Raw genomic sequence first — 15,468 nt, forward strand, 5'->3', positions numbered from 1 at the left:
TGGAATTGGAAATAGATCTAGGAGGTAAGTGTAAACCGGTCGATTCGCTCTAGCTCTGCGACAAGCCGTTGACGTAGCAGCTGACCACGCTCAGACAGTTCACGTTGACGGCGAACATACTCGGCTTTACCCTCGGCTGTTTCGATTGGGACGATTCCCAAGCCATAATCGGTGCAGTCGTATGGAGAAGCTTCCATATCTAACACTCGACAGTCCCAAGCGAGCTCAAAGGTATCAAGCCAGAGATCACCTGGGATAAGTGGGCCAAGTTTGGCAGACCATTTGTAGAGGTCCATCATGGCGTGTAAACAGCCTGGTTGTTCACAGGATGGTTGGTTTTCGCGTGTGAGTACCTGAAAGTTGAGAGGCACGGCAGGCTCGGTGAAAAACCGGAATGCATCAAAGTGCGTGCATCTTATGTTGTGGGATTCTACGACTTTGTTGCTGCCTTGCGCGCCTAGCCGCAATGGGAGAGTGTGTCGAGGCTGAGAGGTTTGATAAACCATAGCCCATTCGTGGAGCCCAAAACAGTCAAAATGAGTTGGGTTAAGTTGCGTTTGTTTCAACAGATTAGATACGTAGTGAAGCGTTGAGCTTCGTTTCTTTTTGAGGGCTTCAACGTCGACTACGGTGACATCGTCAATGGTGGTGTAACCCTTCCAACGTGAATGTGGGGGATTTCCTTCGAGTCCTACACCGACACCAGGGTGCCATTTTTTCATGTGGGCAACGCGTACTGGATAGTATTCGAAAAGAAAATCATAGACGGGGTGACTAATACCCGCACGACGACGTTTCATGTGGTCAGCTGTAAGCCGATCTGCCCGAAGTTGGTGAGCAGATTCACGGTCATGCCATTGAGCTTCAGTGAGACGAATTAGATCAAAATTTCTCATGATTGTTCGTGTGTCCAGTCGGAGAAGGTTCCAACGTATTCCTCGATGAGATCCTCTAGGGTGATAACGCCTAGGAGGAGGCCGCGATCACGAACTTGGGCCATGTGCGCTGACTTGGAGTGCATCGATTGCAAGGCCTCATCCATAGTTCCAGCTGCATCAACGATGATTAATGGCCGGATCTCTGAGCGATGAATGATGGTGTCAGGACTGGAATGATCAAAACGATCCAGTACGTCCTTGATGTGCACATAACCGAGATACGAGCCGTCTTTTCCTGTCACTGGAAAACGTGAAAACCCAGTTTCTGCAACAGCAGTTTCTAATTCTTGGAGAAGTGGTCCCCGCATTCCAAAGTTGAGGGAACGCACTTTGTTGAGAGGAATCATGACCTCTTGAAGAGACCTATCTTCAACTCGGAGTGCTTTATTCAACCGTGCATGTTCTTCTGCGTCGAGGTAGCCCTCTGATCGAGACTCGGAGAGCATGGTCACTAGCTGGTCTGGGTCTACGGCGGATTCAAGTTCGTCTTTTTGTTCAATCCCGACGGCGCGCAAACTTATACGAGCTAGCCAGTTCATTACTGCAATGATGGGCCTTGTCAAACGCATGAACCATAGCAGCGATGGAATCAGCCAAAGTGCAAGAGTTTCTGGCCCTGCAAGTGCAATATTTTTCGGAACCATTTCTCCGGCGAGAATATGAAGGAAAGTAATGATACCTAGTGCGATGATGAATGAAACCGGGTGGAGCAGATGAGCAGGTAATCCAAGGGAATGGAATGGTTGCTCAATAAAATGTGCAATAGCTGGTTCGGCAACTTTGCCTAAAATTAGGGAACATATCGTAATACCAAATTGGCATGCCGCAAGCATGATAGAAAGATGCTCCATGGACAGCAAGACTTTTTGCGCCCGTGGCTGTCCTTGAGCTATCAGATTCTCAATTCGATCTTTGCGCGAAGAGACAAGTGCAAATTCGGATGCGACGAAATAAGCATTGGCAAGGAGCAAAAGAACAATCAGTAAAACGGTGCTACTGAGACTCATGAATTCTGTTCCTTTTCATACTGGGGTACTTCATCATCTTGCAGCGGTGAAATAATTACCTTGTCTACTCTGCGATCTTCCATGGCGGAGACTTTAGCGAGCCAGCGGCAACTGTAACCGGATTCGAATTCAGCTAATGCTGGATTGTCACTTTCAGGTAGTAGTAGTTCGTCGTTAGTTTCAGGGATTCGTCCTAGGACTTGCATTACTAATCCACCGAGAGTCTCATAGGGGCCGTCTGGGGCGACGTATCCAATTGTTTTGGCAACTTCATCGATACGGGCTAGGCCGGAAACTTCCCAACTATTGCCAAATTTGTTGAAATCACGTTCTGCGTCTGCATCGTCATGCTCGTCATAAACCTCACCGAGGATTTCTTCAACGACGTCTTCGATTGTGATAAGGCCTGAAGTTCCACCGTATTCATCTGCAACGAGGATGATTTGGGATCCAGCAGAACGCACTGCATTGAGGACGGCATCACCATCTAGGCTTTCAGGGATAATGGGCACAGGGCGTGCTATTGAACTTAATGGAATTACGTGGCGCTGATCTTCAGGAACAGAAAATGCATCTTTAAAATGGACGACGCCGATCGTATCGTCTAGGTCGCCACGAATGACTGGGAAGCGTGAGTGTCCTGTCTCTATTGCTAATGCGATGAGGTCAAGAACGGTGTCTTCTGCTGAGAGAACTTCAACTGTAGACCGAGGAGTCATCAACTCACCGGCAGTTGTCTCACCAAATTTGAGTGAGCGGTCAAGAACAAGAGCTGTATTTTCATCAATATCGCCAGTTTCCGCAGAACTTTTGACGATGGCCGTGAGCTCTTGAGTGGAACGAGCTGTGGCGAGCTCATCGGCTGGCTCGATTCCCATTTTTCGTACTGCCCAGTTAGCCGAGTGATTTAAAAACTTGATAAAGCCCTTAAATACGGTATTGAAGGCATTAACTGGTCCGACGACGTGGCGCGCGGTACCCATAGGGTTTGTGATTGCAACGTTTTTGGGCAGGAGTTCGCCAAACACCATTGACAAGAACGTTGCGATCATCAACGCCAACACTAAAGCGACAGCTACGCTTGTCGACGCTTCCAATCCCATCAATTCCAAAAGCGGTGTTAAAAACTTTGCAAGAACTGGTTCTGCTAGATAACCCGTTGCAAGGGTAGTGATGGTGATACCTAATTGGGCACCAGACAAGACGAAGGAGAGATTTTGATAATCGCGTTGTACCGCCCGAGATTTTTTATCCCCACGCTCCTTTACTTCGGTTTCAATGGTTGAGCGCTCCAAACTGGTGAGCGCAAACTCAATGGCAACGAAAAGTCCTGTGCTGGCGGTGAGAAGCACAAAACCTAAGAGCGAGAGGATACTTAACAGAATGTCCATCGTGAGAAATACTGGGTTAAAGAATTAACTTCGACCCTTTTGACCATCTTTCTTCTTGTGCCCACCAAACGTTGCGATGGGACGTTTCTTTTTGGATTGCCGTGTACGGAATGAAGAAGATTTGCCGCGCTTGGGCTGATTTGCCTGTGCAGTTGTCTCTTGTTTCTTTCCGCGCTGTGAAGTTTTTTGCTGCGCACCGAATGGTTGCAACGCTTTGCCATTACGCTTGCGGGCCCCAGTAATATTCGTCAGCTCAGCTGAATCAGCATGCACATCGACGATAACAGGAGAGACTCCGGCTTTGCCGAGGAGCTTGTCTACTTCCTCACGTTGGTTATCCATGACAAGTGTGACAACTTTACCGACTGTCCCGGCGCGGGCGGTTCTGCCTGCCCTATGCACGTAAGCTTTGTGCGCAGCTGGGGGATCTACGTGAACTACTAGATCGACATCGTCAATATCGATTCCTCGGGCTGCGATATCAGTGGCAACAAGCACTGGAACGCTGCCGTCCGCGAAACCAACTAGGGCGGCAGCGCGTGTGTTGTGTCCTTTATCGCCATGTAAACCAGCTGCGTTTATACCAATGCGGCGAAGTTTCTTTACTTGGCGATCAACACCATGTTTCGTGCGCATGAACATGATTGTTTTGCCGTCGCGACCAGCAATTTTTTCTACTATAGAATTTCGTGCTTCTCTGTCGCCCACATGGAATCGGTAGTGCGACATAGTCTCTACGGTTGCTTTTACTGCGGTGGTCGAGTGAGTTACTGGATCCGACATGAAACGATCGACCAGTTTATTCACGTCTCCATCGAGTGTTGCTGAGAAAAACAATCGCTGAGCAGTCTTCGGGGTAAGTTCCAGTAGCTTGGTTACCTGTGGTAGAAAGCCCATGTCTGCCATCTGATCGGCTTCATCAAGCGTAGAGATCTCTACCTCAGATAGGGAAAGTTTTCCTTGATTAATCAGATCTTGGGCGCGTCCTGGAGTTGCTACCAGAATGTCGACTGGAGAGGCTAGTGATGTGATGTGTCGCTTGATGCTGACGCCGCCTACTACCTCGAGGACACGTAAGCCCATAGCAGAAGCAGGTTCTTCCAAACGTTCGCGAACTTGGGCGGCGAGCTCACGGGTAGGAACTAAGATGAGTCCGCGTGGTTTACCAGGCTTTGACACTCCAGATTCTTGCAGTCGAGTAATCATGGGTAGGCCGAAAGTAAAAGTTTTACCTGAGCCTGTGGGACCTCGTCCGAGAATATCTCGTCCGCTTATCGCATCGGGAATAGCCGCCTCTTGAATAGGGAACGGATTAACAATGCCTAGGCGGGATAGAACCTGGACGATACCACTAGGAAGTCCGAGGTCGAGAAAAGAAGTCATTGGGAAAATTCTACTGCAATCTGCGTGAAAAAACAGACAGGCTGGGTGAAAATGCCCAGCCTGTTTTCTAAAATAAAGGAGAATGTTTCTTCGAGAAGAAGCGTTAAGCTTCTACTTCGCTACGATCACCGGACCACAAGGTGTGGAAGCTTCCGTCTTTATCCGTGCGACGGTAAGTGTGTGCACCGAAAAAATCACGCTGGCCTTGGATAAGTGCAGCTGGTAGGCGTTCGGCTCGCAAAGAGTCGTAGTAGGATAACGATGAAGCGAACACTGGAACAGGCAATCCCAGTTGTGTAGCTGCAACGACTACGCGGCGCCATGAATCGATAAGCGATTCCAACTCAGTCTTAAAGTAGGGATCCAGTAGGAGGGACGGGAGTTCTGAATTAGCGTCGTAAGCTTCAACGATGCGGTTAAGGAACTTTGCGCGAATGATGCAGCCACCGCGCCAGATGGTAGCGAGGTCGCGAGGATCGACATCCCAGTTGTGCTCGGCTGATCCGGCGATAATTTCGTCAAAGCCCTGCGCATAAGCGACGAGCTTCGAAGCATAGAGTGCGCGACGGATATCTTCTACGAACTGGTCCTTATCGATGTTCAACGAGGCCAATGATTCCAAAGTGCCGGCTGGCAAGTTACCTTGGGCTGCCTTGCGCTGAGTGGTTGCACCTGAAAGTGCGCGAGCGAATACAGCTTCGCCGATTCCAGTAGTTGCAATACCAAGGTCTAGAGCAGCTTTCACCGTCCAACGACCGGTGCCTTTTTGACCAGCTTCATCGACGATGAGATCGATAAGTGGTGTGCCAGTTTCAGAATCGACCTGAGCAAGTACCTCAGACGTAATCTCAATGAGGTAGGAGTCCAAGTCGCCTTGGTTCCATGTCTTAAACACATCTGCAATCTCAGATGGCTGCATTTCGGTGGCGTATCGAAGCAATTGGTATGCCTCGCCGATCACCTGCATGTCGGCATATTCGATTCCATTATGAACCATCTTGACAAAGTGGCCTGCGCCGTCAGGACCGATGTGAGTAACACATGGTGTGCCGTCAACCTGTGCGGCAATGGATTCGAGCAGCGGTCCAAGTGCTTCCCAAGATTTATTAGGACCACCAGGCATGATAGAAGGACCATTGAGGGCTCCTTCTTCGCCTCCGGAAATACCGGCGCCAACGAAGTTGAGGCCTCGTTGAGCAATTTCGCTTTCACGACGAATCGTGTCGGTGTAGAGTGCGTTGCCGCCATCGATAATGATGTCGCCTTCATCCATCGCATCGGCAAGTTGGTTGATTACGGCGTCAGTTGCAGATCCTGCTTGAACCATGATGATGGCGCGACGAGGCTTTTCTAGCGAAGCAACAAATTCTTCGATTGTGGCGGACGGGATGAAATTGCCTTCATCTCCATGCTGATCCATGAGCGCTTGGGTCTTTTCAAAGCTGCGATTAAAAACAGCAACCGTGTGGCCTTTATGAGCAAAATTGCGTGCGAGGTTCGAACCCATGACAGCGAGACCTACAACGCCGATCTGCGCTAGTTGTGTTTGATCAGTCATGACTGTGACAATACCCTGACTGCAACAATTTTACCCACCCAGCTTGCGGATTGGGCATGGAGAAAGACTAGATTGGGCAACATGAGTAACAACGATGAGATTATGGAATTGCTCAAAAGCGCCAATGTCGAAGGCCTGAGCATCGAACAGCTGGAAGAATTTAACGAAAAGTTAGAAGGATTCTCTAAGACACTCGGTCTACGTTTCACACAAATCAATTCTGAAGGTGTGCATGCGGAACTTCCAGTAGCAGCTGAGCATCTTCAAGTATCAGGTGTAGTCAATGGTGGTGTGTATTCGGCTATGGCTGAGACAGCTGGATCAATAGCAAGTGTTGTTGCTGCAGATGGGGCAATGGCGGTAGGAGTACATTGCGCGACTGATTTCTTGGGAATGGTTCATGCTGGAGTAATCGACGTTTCAGCTGAAATCATCCATCGTGGCCGTACTACCCACGTGGTCGCCGTTGACATGCACCACAGGGGCAAGTTAGTGGCGCGAGCAACACTTCGTACTTTGTTGGTAGCTCCGCAACCAGAAAAGCCCCAGAAAGATAAAATGGCTTAGTCTCCGATCCAATTCATCTTGCGGAAGTACCACCACATGAGACTCACGGTTAGTACCATGACAAGAATTACAATGTAGTAGCCGTAGTTGGTAGTTAGTTCCGGCATATTTTCAAAATTCATTCCGTAAATTCCGGCGATAAGTGTAGGAACCGCTGCCATACCAACATAGGCAGATATAGCGCGCATATCAGAGTTTTGCTGTAGTGAAATCTTTGCCACGCCAGCGTCGATTAGGGAACTAAGACGTTCGTCAAAGTTTGCCACATAGTCCTTGGCTACCATTTCATGGTCAAGGACATCTCGCAGATACGACCGGAGTTGTTTCGCGATCATATCCTTATGCTGTGTAACGAGCATGCGTAATGCGGGAGCTAACGGATCAATGGCGTGTCGCATTTCTAAAATTTCGCGTTTAATCATGTAGATGTGCTCGATGTTGAAGCTGCTACCTGGGGTAAATACTTCCTCTTCAAGCTCATCAACTTCTTCGGCAAGTATATTGACGATACGCAGGTATCCGTCGACAAGATAATCTGCCCACGCCCAAGCTATGATCATCGGCCCATAGCTGCTGATTTCTTGCGGGTCGTCGAGACGCATCGTTAAATCAGGCATAGGGGTACGGTGTCGGATTGTGATGATGAAGTGTTCGCCAATCAGCATTTGAACTTCACCGGTTTTAATAATTTCGTTTGCGTCATCAACCGTTTCGTGATCACGGTAGAAAACTGATCGAACCACCATGAAGATTTGATCGTCGTAGCGTTCGACTTTAGACCTCTGATGTGCAGTTACAGCGTCTTCGACGATGAGTTCGTGGATGTGGAGATCATCGGCAACCTGCATCATGTGTTGTTCGCTGGGTTCTTCGAGAGATAACCACATGAAAGCTTTATGGCCCGAAGCAACGAAGTCTTTCACGCGTTTTAAGCCTGATTCGTAATCGAACCACCCTTGAATTGCTCGTCCATCAACATAAATCATGCAGTGATCAACAATATCGTCAACACCAAGTTGTTTACGCTCAGCGCTTATGGGGTGCGTGCGGCGATTTCGCGGGGTGAATGCTGGTAGCTGGCGATTCTTTTCGTTCATAGCTTTATGCAGACCTCTTTTTGTGTTTTAGTGTCTATTATTGAACGTATGCCAACTTGGAACGACATCAAAGCACGAAACCCCCAGCATTCACATAACTATGCAAAACGCTGGGAAAATCTCGAAGCTGAAGGTAATGATATCAACGGCGAAGCTCGGCTTATCGACGCCCTCGTTCAGCGTGGATCGAAAATCCTTGATGCTGGATGTGGGCAGGGACGCGTCGGTGGATATTTATCGGCACGAGGGCATATCGTAACTGGCATTGATATCGATGATTATTTGATTTCTGAGGCGGAAAAGAAATTCCCAGGTGCAACGTGGCATGTAGGTGACCTAGGGGGCGAATCGATTCCGGATCAGGGATTTGATATCGCTGTATGTGCTGGGAACGTTATTACGTTTATAGAGCCGGATAAACAAGAAGCCGCTTTAGCGCATATTTTTGAAGCTTTGCGACCCAATGGCCGGTGCATTATTGGATTTGGTGCTGGCCGAGGATATGTGTTTCCTCAGTTTTTCGAAGATGCCCGTAACGTAGGATTTGTTATTGAAAATAACTTCGAGTCTTGGGACCTAAATCCAATGACCGACCGGTCTCAATTTCTCGTAGCATTTTTGCGTAAACCTGAATAAGTGAGAAAACACCAGCGAATTTGTAGCATCGAAACGATCCTGTTCGCTGGTGTTTTTAAACTATTAGCGGGGCTAATTACTTCTTTTCGGCGGTATCGACGAGCGCAGTAAGTTTTTGCAAACCAGTACGGCCGTGAAGCTGCTGACGAGTGGTGGCGAGGTTCCAACGCTTACGTGAAAGTGCATTGATGCCCCAAGAGAAAGCTGCAGTTGCTCGGTTGCGGAAGCCGACCAAGAACATCAAGTGGACGAGAAGCCACATGACCCAGCCAATAAATCCCGTAACTTCAACTTTTCCAAGCTTCACAACGGCGTTAAAGCGTGACACCGTAGCCATCGAACCCTTGTCGTAGTATTCAAAGGCTGGGCGTTCAGACGAGGAACGTCCCTCGACCTCAGCAGCAATCTGCTCAGCAACGTATTCACCGCCTTGGATTGCTACCTGTGCGACTCCCGGAAGCCTGTTGAGCGACATCATATCGCCAATAACAAAGACGTTCTTATCGTCGCCAACAGAAAGATCTTCGTTGACTGGGACGCGTCCTACGCGATCAACCTCAACACCAAGCTGCTCTGCAACTAGTTTGCCTAGTGGGGAAGCGGCTACGCCTGCCGACCAGATCTTGCAGAAGGAATCGATCGTGTGCAAAGAATCATCAACGGTGGACTTATATGTCACTGAGTTTTCGTCTACGCCGGTAACGATAGCGTTCAGCTTGACCGTTACACCAATCTTTTCTAATTCACGCTGTGCAGTACGACCCAAACGCTTGCCGAACGGTGGAAGCACCTGAGGAGCGCCGTCAAGCAGGATGATCTTCGCGTTGGAAGGCGTGAACTGCGTGTACTCTCCAGACAACGTGCGGTGTGCCATTTCGGCCAGCTGACCTGCAAGTTCTACGCCTGTTGGTCCTGCGCCAACGATAACAAAAGTCAAGAGGCGTTCACGTTCTTTGGGATCTTCGCACATTTCTGCGCGTTCGAAAGCGCCGATGATGCGCGCACGCAGTTCGAGCGCATCATCGATTGTTTTCATACCCGGCGCGAATTCCGCGAAGTGATCATTTCCGAAGTAAGACTGACCTGCACCAGCGGCGACGATCAGGGAATCGTATTCAATTGTTTTAGAATAATCATCCAAGTCTGCGACGACCGTCTTCGATTCGGTGTCAATGTCGGTGACTTCAGCCTTAAGAACGTGCACATTATTTTGCTGTGCAAGAACTTGACGCGTTTGTGGTGCGATTTCACCAGACGACAAGATACCGGTTGCTACTTGGTAAAGCAACGGCTGGAAAAGGTGGTGGTTTGTCCGGTCGATGAGGGTGATATCGACATCTGCATCTTTGAGGTTTTGAACTGCGAATAGTCCACCGAAGCCGGAGCCGATAACTACAACGTGGTGGCGTCCACCTTCTGGGCGAAATGGGGTGTTAGTCATGGTGATGGAATGCTCCTTCAAAAATTTTGTAAACCGCATTAAATTTGAATGTGATATTTAACCTAACGCGACGATGGTCACAATATTAGACCCATTTGGCGGTAACAGCTGAATTGAGGTGGGGTTGGTGCGCGCCTCCACCCGTATATCTAGCAGAGTTAGTAGGCTTGACCACTGTGAATGTCAACGACCAACATGCCCGAATTAATGCAGATCGATGGCCAAATATTGCACTGGTTCCACAAGGTCGTCGTATAGAAGTCAAAGCGCGTAAAGCCGAATCGGAGTTTGCTGCTATATGCGAAAAGGCGGGAATTCAGCTCTTCGGTGATGCTCCAGATGTCATTGTCCGAGAGGATTCGCTATTTAAACGCATCGCGGCAGCTGGTTGGTTGGGAGTCGCTGAATCGTATATGGCAGGCGAGTGGTATGCCGAAAATTTGGTAGATGTTTTAAAAAAACTGATTGCTGTGGGCTACCACCCGAAAATGCCTAAGCTCGATCTCGGTGGAGATTATTCTGGAATGGAAGTCGACACCCAGCTTATTAAGCTATTTTCTGGAGACGGCATGAGCATTCAAGGAACTCTGTTTTCTTCTGGCGTTCCCACAACGGAGCGTATTGCGGTACGCAGTTACGTAAAAGGTGCGGGACGCGCGAATGAGCCGGCTACCCATTTTGTAGACCAAACTACGCTAAGTGATCCGACTTTGGTAGAGAAAGCTGATCTTGGTGCAGGTCAACTACGTTCTACAACTGCGCTTTTGGATTCAGCTGGAGTACATGCGGGAACGCACCTATTGGATTTCCCGAGTTCAGGTGGCGCCTTGGCTATAAATGCGTGCCATCGAGGAGCGACGGTTGATGCGCTTACTACAGACTTGAATTTCGCCACTGATATTCGCGAAATATTGGATTTGGCGAACGTAGAAGGCAGTGCGCATGTTGAACTTATCGACGATCCCATCCCAGCACCCAAGGCGTGGCCTACGCAGTATGACGTGATTACGAGCGTCGAAAAACTCGAACTCATGCAACCAGGAATGAAGAAACGATACGTGCAAGCTATCGATAGGATGCTTGCAGTTGGCGGGGCATTTGCATGCCAAAGTGTCGTTTTAAACGAGGAAAAAGCAGATATTGCAACAGCAGCCATGAGTGTACATAAAGCTTATGTGTGGCCTGCTTTTAGTCCTATGCGATTGTCGGATATGCATAAACTAGTAGACCGGTTTACCAATTTAAGGATTATCTCTCAGACCCATTTTCCTGGTCATTATCAGGCGGGACTCCGGTTGCAGAGAGAAACATTTGAAGGCAATATTCGCCAAGCTGCGGCTGATGGTTTTGACGTGGTTTATCGGCGCTTATGGATCTACCAATTAGCTATGCGTGAAGCGCTCTTTATTGCAGGTGCTGTCGATGCCGTGCAGTGTCTTGCGACTACACGGCATCGACGTGGTGGCAGGTAAGACCTTGTACGGGTTTAGGGGGAAATCACTGGTCGAGAAGCGCGTTCGAGGACAACGGCAATGCGCTCGAACGGCCGGTCAGTGATCATCTCTAATCCCATTTCCCAGGCGCGGTTAGATGCAACAAAGCAGTCATAGTCTCCAGAATCAAGCGAATGACGCTCTTCCTTAGTGGCTGATTCGGTAAGTTCTGGATGAAGAAGTACCCGATCGCCCGCCGAACCGCAACAATGAGTACCTTCTGGTACCGATGCTGCACCTATTGTTTGTGCTACTTTCAACAGATCGGCATCGAGTCCTAGATGTTGAATAGAACAAGTGGGATGAACTGCGATATTTCCCAAAGTTTCAGTGGTTGTTAAATGATCTATTACTTCAGTAACGAGCTATTCCACCACATCTAAGATGCGAAGTTGAGAGAATAGCTTCTTATCGGTGCCAGATAATACTGTAGGAATATTTTCGAGGATTCCGTGAGTGCAGCTCGATGCATCGACGATAATTGGAAGTTGACCTTGGTCGGACCACCGCCACATGTCGTTAACGATCTGCGAAGCATGATATTTAAAGCCTTCATTGTAGCCCTTTGATGACCAAAGTGTTCCGCAACAACGTCCTCCAACGTCTTGCGGAATCCACACGGGTACACCACTTCTACGTCCTAATTCGACGACTGCTTGGGGTAATAGCAGATTTGCAGGATGTGCAGGATCGGAATTTCCAAACATACGATTGATGCAAGCAGGGAAGTAGACAGCTTGCGCTCCGGCTTTACTCGACGCAAAACGATGCGTTGGCACGGAGTCAGCGTGACATGACGAGAGGGACAAACCGGCTCGCAGAATCCGCATTCCACACAAGAATTGATTTCCTGCTCGATCTTGGGGAACCTCTTAAAATTCTGAAGGTGGATGTCTTGCTTTCGAGTGAGCTTTACATAAGGAGCCAAGATTCCCGAAGGATCGAGAAGATTTTTCACGTTCCTGTTCAATTCCAAAGTGGGGAAGGATAAAGAAATGGGGCTTACCAAAAGCTGCATGTCCCATGACCATTTCGGGATACTCATAGGAAGCTAATAGATCAAGAAGATCGGCTGCACCTTGCCCTACTAAGGCTGGCGGAAAGCAGACGCCTTCGGTAATGAGGGTGGTTCCTTGATGTCGGTCAGAACCAATAACACCAAACGAGCCATTCCTAATATGCCACGCGCCTCTTTGGCCGTCTACAGTTTTGTCGAAGATTAGAGGTGCAATTAGATCGGCGTCAGTCAGCACAGAGCGTGCTTTTTCAATAGCCGAATCGAGATCGGCGTCATCAACACCGCCAACTTCAAGTAGCAATGCAGCACATGTATCAGGGATATCATTCCAGTCACGAGGCGCTTCTCGGAAATTTGCAACAGATCGCTTTAGTACAGGTGCGACGAGTAGCTCACATGTTTCTGCACCGATCCCCATCAGTGGGCTCACGTAGTTAGCTGCGTCTCTCAGATCACTAAGCAGTACCCAAGTCACAGCCTTTTTCTAGGCAGTCGAACGGTATTGATGACCGATTCAGTAACCGCACCAAAGTTACCTTCGGAGCTCACCATTAGCTTAAGCAGAATCTTTACTGGTTGATCTTTGTCAAGGAAGGCGTTGAGACGGATTCCATTTGTATTTCTGATGGAAAACTTGTTGCGCAGCCTATCAGCGAGAACTGAATCTGAACGAATACGATCGCGAAGCTCTAAAAGTCCTGCGTGTAATTCGGGTGTTTGTTCTTGGAAACGTAGGTCGCCTGCGGCTGTATCCACAATGGTGTCACTAGGAAGGACAATACGAGCGTCAACAATTGAGTGATAAACATCGCGCTCCACTGAACAGCGCATACCACCAGAGTTGTCAGCAATTACTCCACCAATAGTACAAACGGCAGTTGAGCCTGGATCTGGGCCAAGCATCACCCCTTGTCTTCCCAATACTGCTTTTGAGTCACCGAGGACTACACCGGAGCGAGCCCACAATTGTGCGCCGTCATTACGTACTTCCATCCCTAAAAGTGAGTCTTGACGTCTACAAGAATATCGTAGCTTGTGGCCTGTCCATTAAGAGACGATCCCGCTGCACGGAAAGTGAGCTTTCGTCCGTGGTTTCGTGCAAATTGCATCAAGCGGGAAAAGTCGTGATCATTACGGGGCCGACCGCATCAGCTTGACTGGTGGTGCCTTGCGGACGGCCTATTACGTGGGGATCGGGGAGAAGTAGTTTGCGCATACATTGCACGTTAGTGCTTATTTGTCATCTCGCGCACAGTTACCCTCACATTTCGTTACTTAAATTCAACATTTAACCCGTATAGTGGGAATTAAATTCCATTATGTGGGAATTGGGGTTATGATGTGTGGTGTAGAACAAGGCGGGGGTATGGCCCATGGGAGGTGCCTAGGATGTCAATGGTTGATAGCCATGAAAAACAGTGCGGAGACACTGGGGAAGTAACTACCGAGGATAGGTCTTCAGCAATTGCCGTCCTCGTGTTTCCGGTTTTGATGATTGTGGGCGCAATCATTGCGTATCAAACGCCGGAAACTTTCGTCGGCTTCAAGCCATATCTAAATCCAATGCTGATGTTTATTATGTTTGCAATGGGATTGACGATAACACCTCCTGATTTGAAAGAGGTTGCTCGGCGACCATGGCCAATAGCGCTGGGTGTGGTGTGTCAATTTATTGTGATGCCTTTGTCTGCGGTGGCAATATCCTCAATTTTGGGCTTTGATCAGTCACTTACCATCGGGCTAATTCTATTGGGATCCGTGCCTGGGGGTACCGCCTCCAACGTATTAGCGTATTTGGCAAAAGGAGACGTTGCATTGTCTGTCGCAATGACATCAGTTTCTACATTGGTTTCACCTTTTGCCACACCACTGATCATGTTGCTGTTAGCTGGAGAAAGCGCTGAGGTCAATGCTTCTGGAATGATGGTGAGCCTGTTAAAAACAGTATTGATTCCAGTTGGTTTTGGGCTCATTTTAAGGTTTTTCGCTCAGCGTTTTGTCGATACTGTACTGCCGGTATTGCCGTGGCTTTCGATTGTAGTGATTGGGATCGTGATGATGACCGTTGTAGCTGGGGCGCATGCTAAATTAGCGCTAGTTGGCATCGTGGTTGCGTTAGGTGTTGCGATTCAAAATCTTATTGGTTTTATTGCTGGATACTGGAGCGCTCGCACAGTACGTCAGTCAGAAGCTTCTTGTCGTACTACGTCGATTGAGGTTGCCACACAAAACTCTGGGCTGGCAGCTTCGATGGCAACGCAGTTTTTTACACCGGAAGCGGCGTTGCCCGGTGCAGTTGCGACAATCTGTGCAAATATCTCTGGCGCGATTTATGAGGCGATAGTTCGACGTAAGGCGCTGTAGGAAAAGGAAGTAAGAGCAAATCGGCTGTGATGTCGAAGTGCATTACAGCCTCTTTCGCGAAGGGAAGTCCTAAATGACATAATGTACATTATCGGACATTTGGGACTATTCAAATATCCCTTGGGTCAAGCCCGTTCAGCTTGGTAATTAATGGCTTTCAATCTTCGCTGCTTGCACCGTTTGTAACGCTTGCCTTTAACGGAGATTTATATTTGAGCAGCGTGGTATTGAGGTTCAAATTTATACATGATGGTAGCTCCTATTTGACTGGCCTGGATGCGGGCACGTGAACGGTGTCAACTTTCCTTTTGGGGATGCGATCAATAAGGCAACAAGAGGCCCCATCATTACGTCACTGTGACATAATGATGGGGCCTCTTGTTGCCATCGACCTACAGTTTTGATTTAAGAAAAATTTCGATCATCTTTTTTTAGAACGATACGCTACCCACAACTGTAGGCCGGTAAGTAAAACAAATACTCCAGCGATAAGCGCCAGCCAAGGCAAAGATTGTTGAACCATATACGCCATGAACGCTATGAGCACGATAATCCGGAGCCACAATGCAGGAATC

16 protein-coding genes are annotated in these 15,468 nt (G+C 48.6%); 4 read left to right on the top strand and 12 right to left on the bottom strand.

From position 1 onward, the window contains the following. Window positions 1–17: 17 nt before the first annotated feature. From AT687_RS05845 to gndA, 5 genes are all read right to left on the bottom strand, one after another. Window positions 18–896, bottom strand: a complete 879-nt coding sequence (locus AT687_RS05845) for a hypothetical protein (protein WP_003851408.1) — start codon at window positions 894–896, stop codon at window positions 18–20. After that, on the bottom strand, window positions 893–1,945 hold the full coding sequence (locus tag AT687_RS05850) for a hemolysin family protein (RefSeq protein ID WP_014319066.1): 1,053 nt from the start codon (window positions 1,943–1,945) through the stop codon (window positions 893–895). Before AT687_RS05850 ends, AT687_RS05845 begins: the two co-directional genes overlap by 4 nt. Further along, window positions 1,942–3,336 carry a hemolysin family protein gene (locus AT687_RS05855; RefSeq protein ID WP_014303387.1) on the bottom strand — a complete coding sequence of 465 codons (1,395 nt, stop codon included), beginning with the start codon at window positions 3,334–3,336 and terminating at the stop codon, window positions 1,942–1,944. Before AT687_RS05855 ends, AT687_RS05850 begins: the two co-directional genes overlap by 4 nt. Before the next feature lie 24 nt (window positions 3,337–3,360). Next, window positions 3,361–4,719 (bottom strand): DEAD/DEAH box helicase, encoded by a 1,359-nt coding sequence (locus AT687_RS05860; protein WP_014310406.1) that lies wholly within the window; start codon window positions 4,717–4,719, stop codon window positions 3,361–3,363. A gap of 103 nt (window positions 4,720–4,822) precedes the next feature. Then, the gene (gene gndA, locus AT687_RS05865) at window positions 4,823–6,277 is read right to left on the bottom strand and encodes an NADP-dependent phosphogluconate dehydrogenase (RefSeq protein WP_014310407.1); all 1,455 of its coding nucleotides are present in this window, start codon (window positions 6,275–6,277) and stop codon (window positions 4,823–4,825) included. Between the two features lie 81 nt (window positions 6,278–6,358). On the opposite strand from gndA, the gene AT687_RS05870 reads away from it, so the two are divergent. Next, on the top strand, window positions 6,359–6,844 hold the full coding sequence (locus AT687_RS05870; protein WP_021335004.1) for a PaaI family thioesterase: 486 nt from the start codon (window positions 6,359–6,361) through the stop codon (window positions 6,842–6,844). Here the strand turns inward: AT687_RS05870 and AT687_RS05875 are convergent. Further along, on the bottom strand, window positions 6,841–7,941 hold the full coding sequence (locus AT687_RS05875; protein WP_014310409.1) for a magnesium and cobalt transport protein CorA: 1,101 nt from the start codon (window positions 7,939–7,941) through the stop codon (window positions 6,841–6,843). The genes AT687_RS05870 and AT687_RS05875 overlap by 4 nt on opposite strands. 6 nt (window positions 7,942–7,947) lie before the next feature. Here AT687_RS05875 and AT687_RS05880 point away from each other — a divergent pair, with 6 nt between their 5' ends. Further along, window positions 7,948–8,577 (top strand): class I SAM-dependent DNA methyltransferase, encoded by a 630-nt coding sequence (locus tag AT687_RS05880; RefSeq protein ID WP_014303392.1) that lies wholly within the window; start codon window positions 7,948–7,950, stop codon window positions 8,575–8,577. Window positions 8,578–8,653: 76 nt separating this feature from the next. Here AT687_RS05880 and AT687_RS05885 read toward each other — a convergent pair whose 3' ends face one another. Then, the gene (locus AT687_RS05885) at window positions 8,654–10,018 is read right to left on the bottom strand and encodes an NAD(P)/FAD-dependent oxidoreductase (RefSeq protein ID WP_014303393.1); all 1,365 of its coding nucleotides are present in this window, start codon (window positions 10,016–10,018) and stop codon (window positions 8,654–8,656) included. A gap of 176 nt (window positions 10,019–10,194) precedes the next feature. Here AT687_RS05885 and AT687_RS05890 point away from each other — a divergent pair, with 176 nt between their 5' ends. After that, on the top strand, window positions 10,195–11,490 hold the full coding sequence (locus AT687_RS05890) for an SAM-dependent methyltransferase (RefSeq protein WP_014303394.1): 1,296 nt from the start codon (window positions 10,195–10,197) through the stop codon (window positions 11,488–11,490). 14 nt (window positions 11,491–11,504) lie between these two features. Here the strand turns inward: AT687_RS05890 and AT687_RS13005 are convergent, their stop codons facing one another. From AT687_RS13005 to AT687_RS13285, 5 genes are read right to left on the bottom strand one after another with little or no spacing between them, the layout of a single operon-like run. Continuing rightward, window positions 11,505–11,834 carry a (Fe-S)-binding protein gene (locus AT687_RS13005; protein WP_014303395.1) on the bottom strand — a complete coding sequence of 110 codons (330 nt, stop codon included), beginning with the start codon at window positions 11,832–11,834 and terminating at the stop codon, window positions 11,505–11,507. Between the two features lie 42 nt (window positions 11,835–11,876). Continuing rightward, window positions 11,877–12,341, bottom strand: a complete 465-nt coding sequence (locus AT687_RS13010; RefSeq protein ID WP_014310412.1) for a (Fe-S)-binding protein — start codon at window positions 12,339–12,341, stop codon at window positions 11,877–11,879. Window positions 12,342–12,383: 42 nt separating this feature from the next. Further along, complete coding sequence (locus AT687_RS13015; RefSeq protein ID WP_014310413.1) at window positions 12,384–13,004, bottom strand: FAD-linked oxidase C-terminal domain-containing protein; 621 nt, start codon at window positions 13,002–13,004, stop codon at window positions 12,384–12,386. After that, entirely contained in the window at window positions 13,001–13,522 is a 522-nt protein-coding gene (locus AT687_RS13020; RefSeq protein WP_014308329.1) for an FAD-binding oxidoreductase, read from the bottom strand. The genes AT687_RS13015 and AT687_RS13020 overlap by 4 nt, the downstream gene beginning before the upstream one ends. A 2-nt stretch (window positions 13,523–13,524) precedes the next feature. After that, window positions 13,525–13,638, bottom strand: coding sequence for an FAD-binding oxidoreductase (locus AT687_RS13285; protein ID WP_088251254.1), 114 nt, complete (start codon window positions 13,636–13,638; stop codon window positions 13,525–13,527). A gap of 280 nt (window positions 13,639–13,918) precedes the next feature. Here AT687_RS13285 and AT687_RS05915 point away from each other — a divergent pair, with 280 nt between their 5' ends. Next, window positions 13,919–14,893, top strand: a complete 975-nt coding sequence (locus AT687_RS05915) for a bile acid:sodium symporter family protein (protein WP_014316729.1) — start codon at window positions 13,919–13,921, stop codon at window positions 14,891–14,893. The last annotated feature ends 575 nt before the right edge of the window (window positions 14,894–15,468 follow it).

Origin of the sequence: Corynebacterium diphtheriae, assembly GCF_001457455.1 — a bacterium.
Classification (GTDB): Bacteria; Actinomycetota; Actinomycetes; order Mycobacteriales; family Mycobacteriaceae; genus Corynebacterium; species Corynebacterium diphtheriae.

What these genes read in the sequence shown, in the direction of transcription:
- AT687_RS05845 (WP_003851408.1), bottom strand. Translation starts at nt 896, where the DNA reads ATGAGAAATTTTGATCTAATTCGTCTCACTGAAGCTCAATGGCATGAC.
- AT687_RS05850 (WP_014319066.1), bottom strand. Translation starts at nt 1,945, where the DNA reads ATGAGTCTCAGTAGCACCGTTTTACTGATTGTTCTTTTGCTCCTTGCC.
- AT687_RS05855 (WP_014303387.1), bottom strand. Translation starts at nt 3,336, where the DNA reads ATGGACATTCTGTTAAGTATCCTCTCGCTCTTAGGTTTTGTGCTTCTC.
- AT687_RS05860 (WP_014310406.1), bottom strand. Translation starts at nt 4,719, where the DNA reads ATGACTTCTTTTCTCGACCTCGGACTTCCTAGTGGTATCGTCCAGGTT.
- gndA (WP_014310407.1), bottom strand. Translation starts at nt 6,277, where the DNA reads ATGACTGATCAAACACAACTAGCGCAGATCGGCGTTGTAGGTCTCGCT.
- AT687_RS05870 (WP_021335004.1), top strand. Translation starts at nt 6,359, where the DNA reads ATGAGTAACAACGATGAGATTATGGAATTGCTCAAAAGCGCCAATGTC.
- AT687_RS05875 (WP_014310409.1), bottom strand. Translation starts at nt 7,941, where the DNA reads ATGAACGAAAAGAATCGCCAGCTACCAGCATTCACCCCGCGAAATCGC.
- AT687_RS05880 (WP_014303392.1), top strand. Translation starts at nt 7,948, where the DNA reads ATGCAGACCTCTTTTTGTGTTTTAGTGTCTATTATTGAACGTATGCCA.
- AT687_RS05885 (WP_014303393.1), bottom strand. Translation starts at nt 10,018, where the DNA reads ATGACTAACACCCCATTTCGCCCAGAAGGTGGACGCCACCACGTTGTA.
- AT687_RS13010 (WP_014310412.1), bottom strand. Translation starts at nt 12,341, where the DNA reads ATGCGGATTCTGCGAGCCGGTTTGTCCCTCTCGTCATGTCACGCTGAC.
- AT687_RS13020 (WP_014308329.1), bottom strand. Translation starts at nt 13,522, where the DNA reads ATGGAAGTACGTAATGACGGCGCACAATTGTGGGCTCGCTCCGGTGTA.
- AT687_RS13285 (WP_088251254.1), bottom strand. Translation starts at nt 13,638, where the DNA reads ATGCAATTTGCACGAAACCACGGACGAAAGCTCACTTTCCGTGCAGCG.
- AT687_RS05915 (WP_014316729.1), top strand. Translation starts at nt 13,919, where the DNA reads ATGTCAATGGTTGATAGCCATGAAAAACAGTGCGGAGACACTGGGGAA.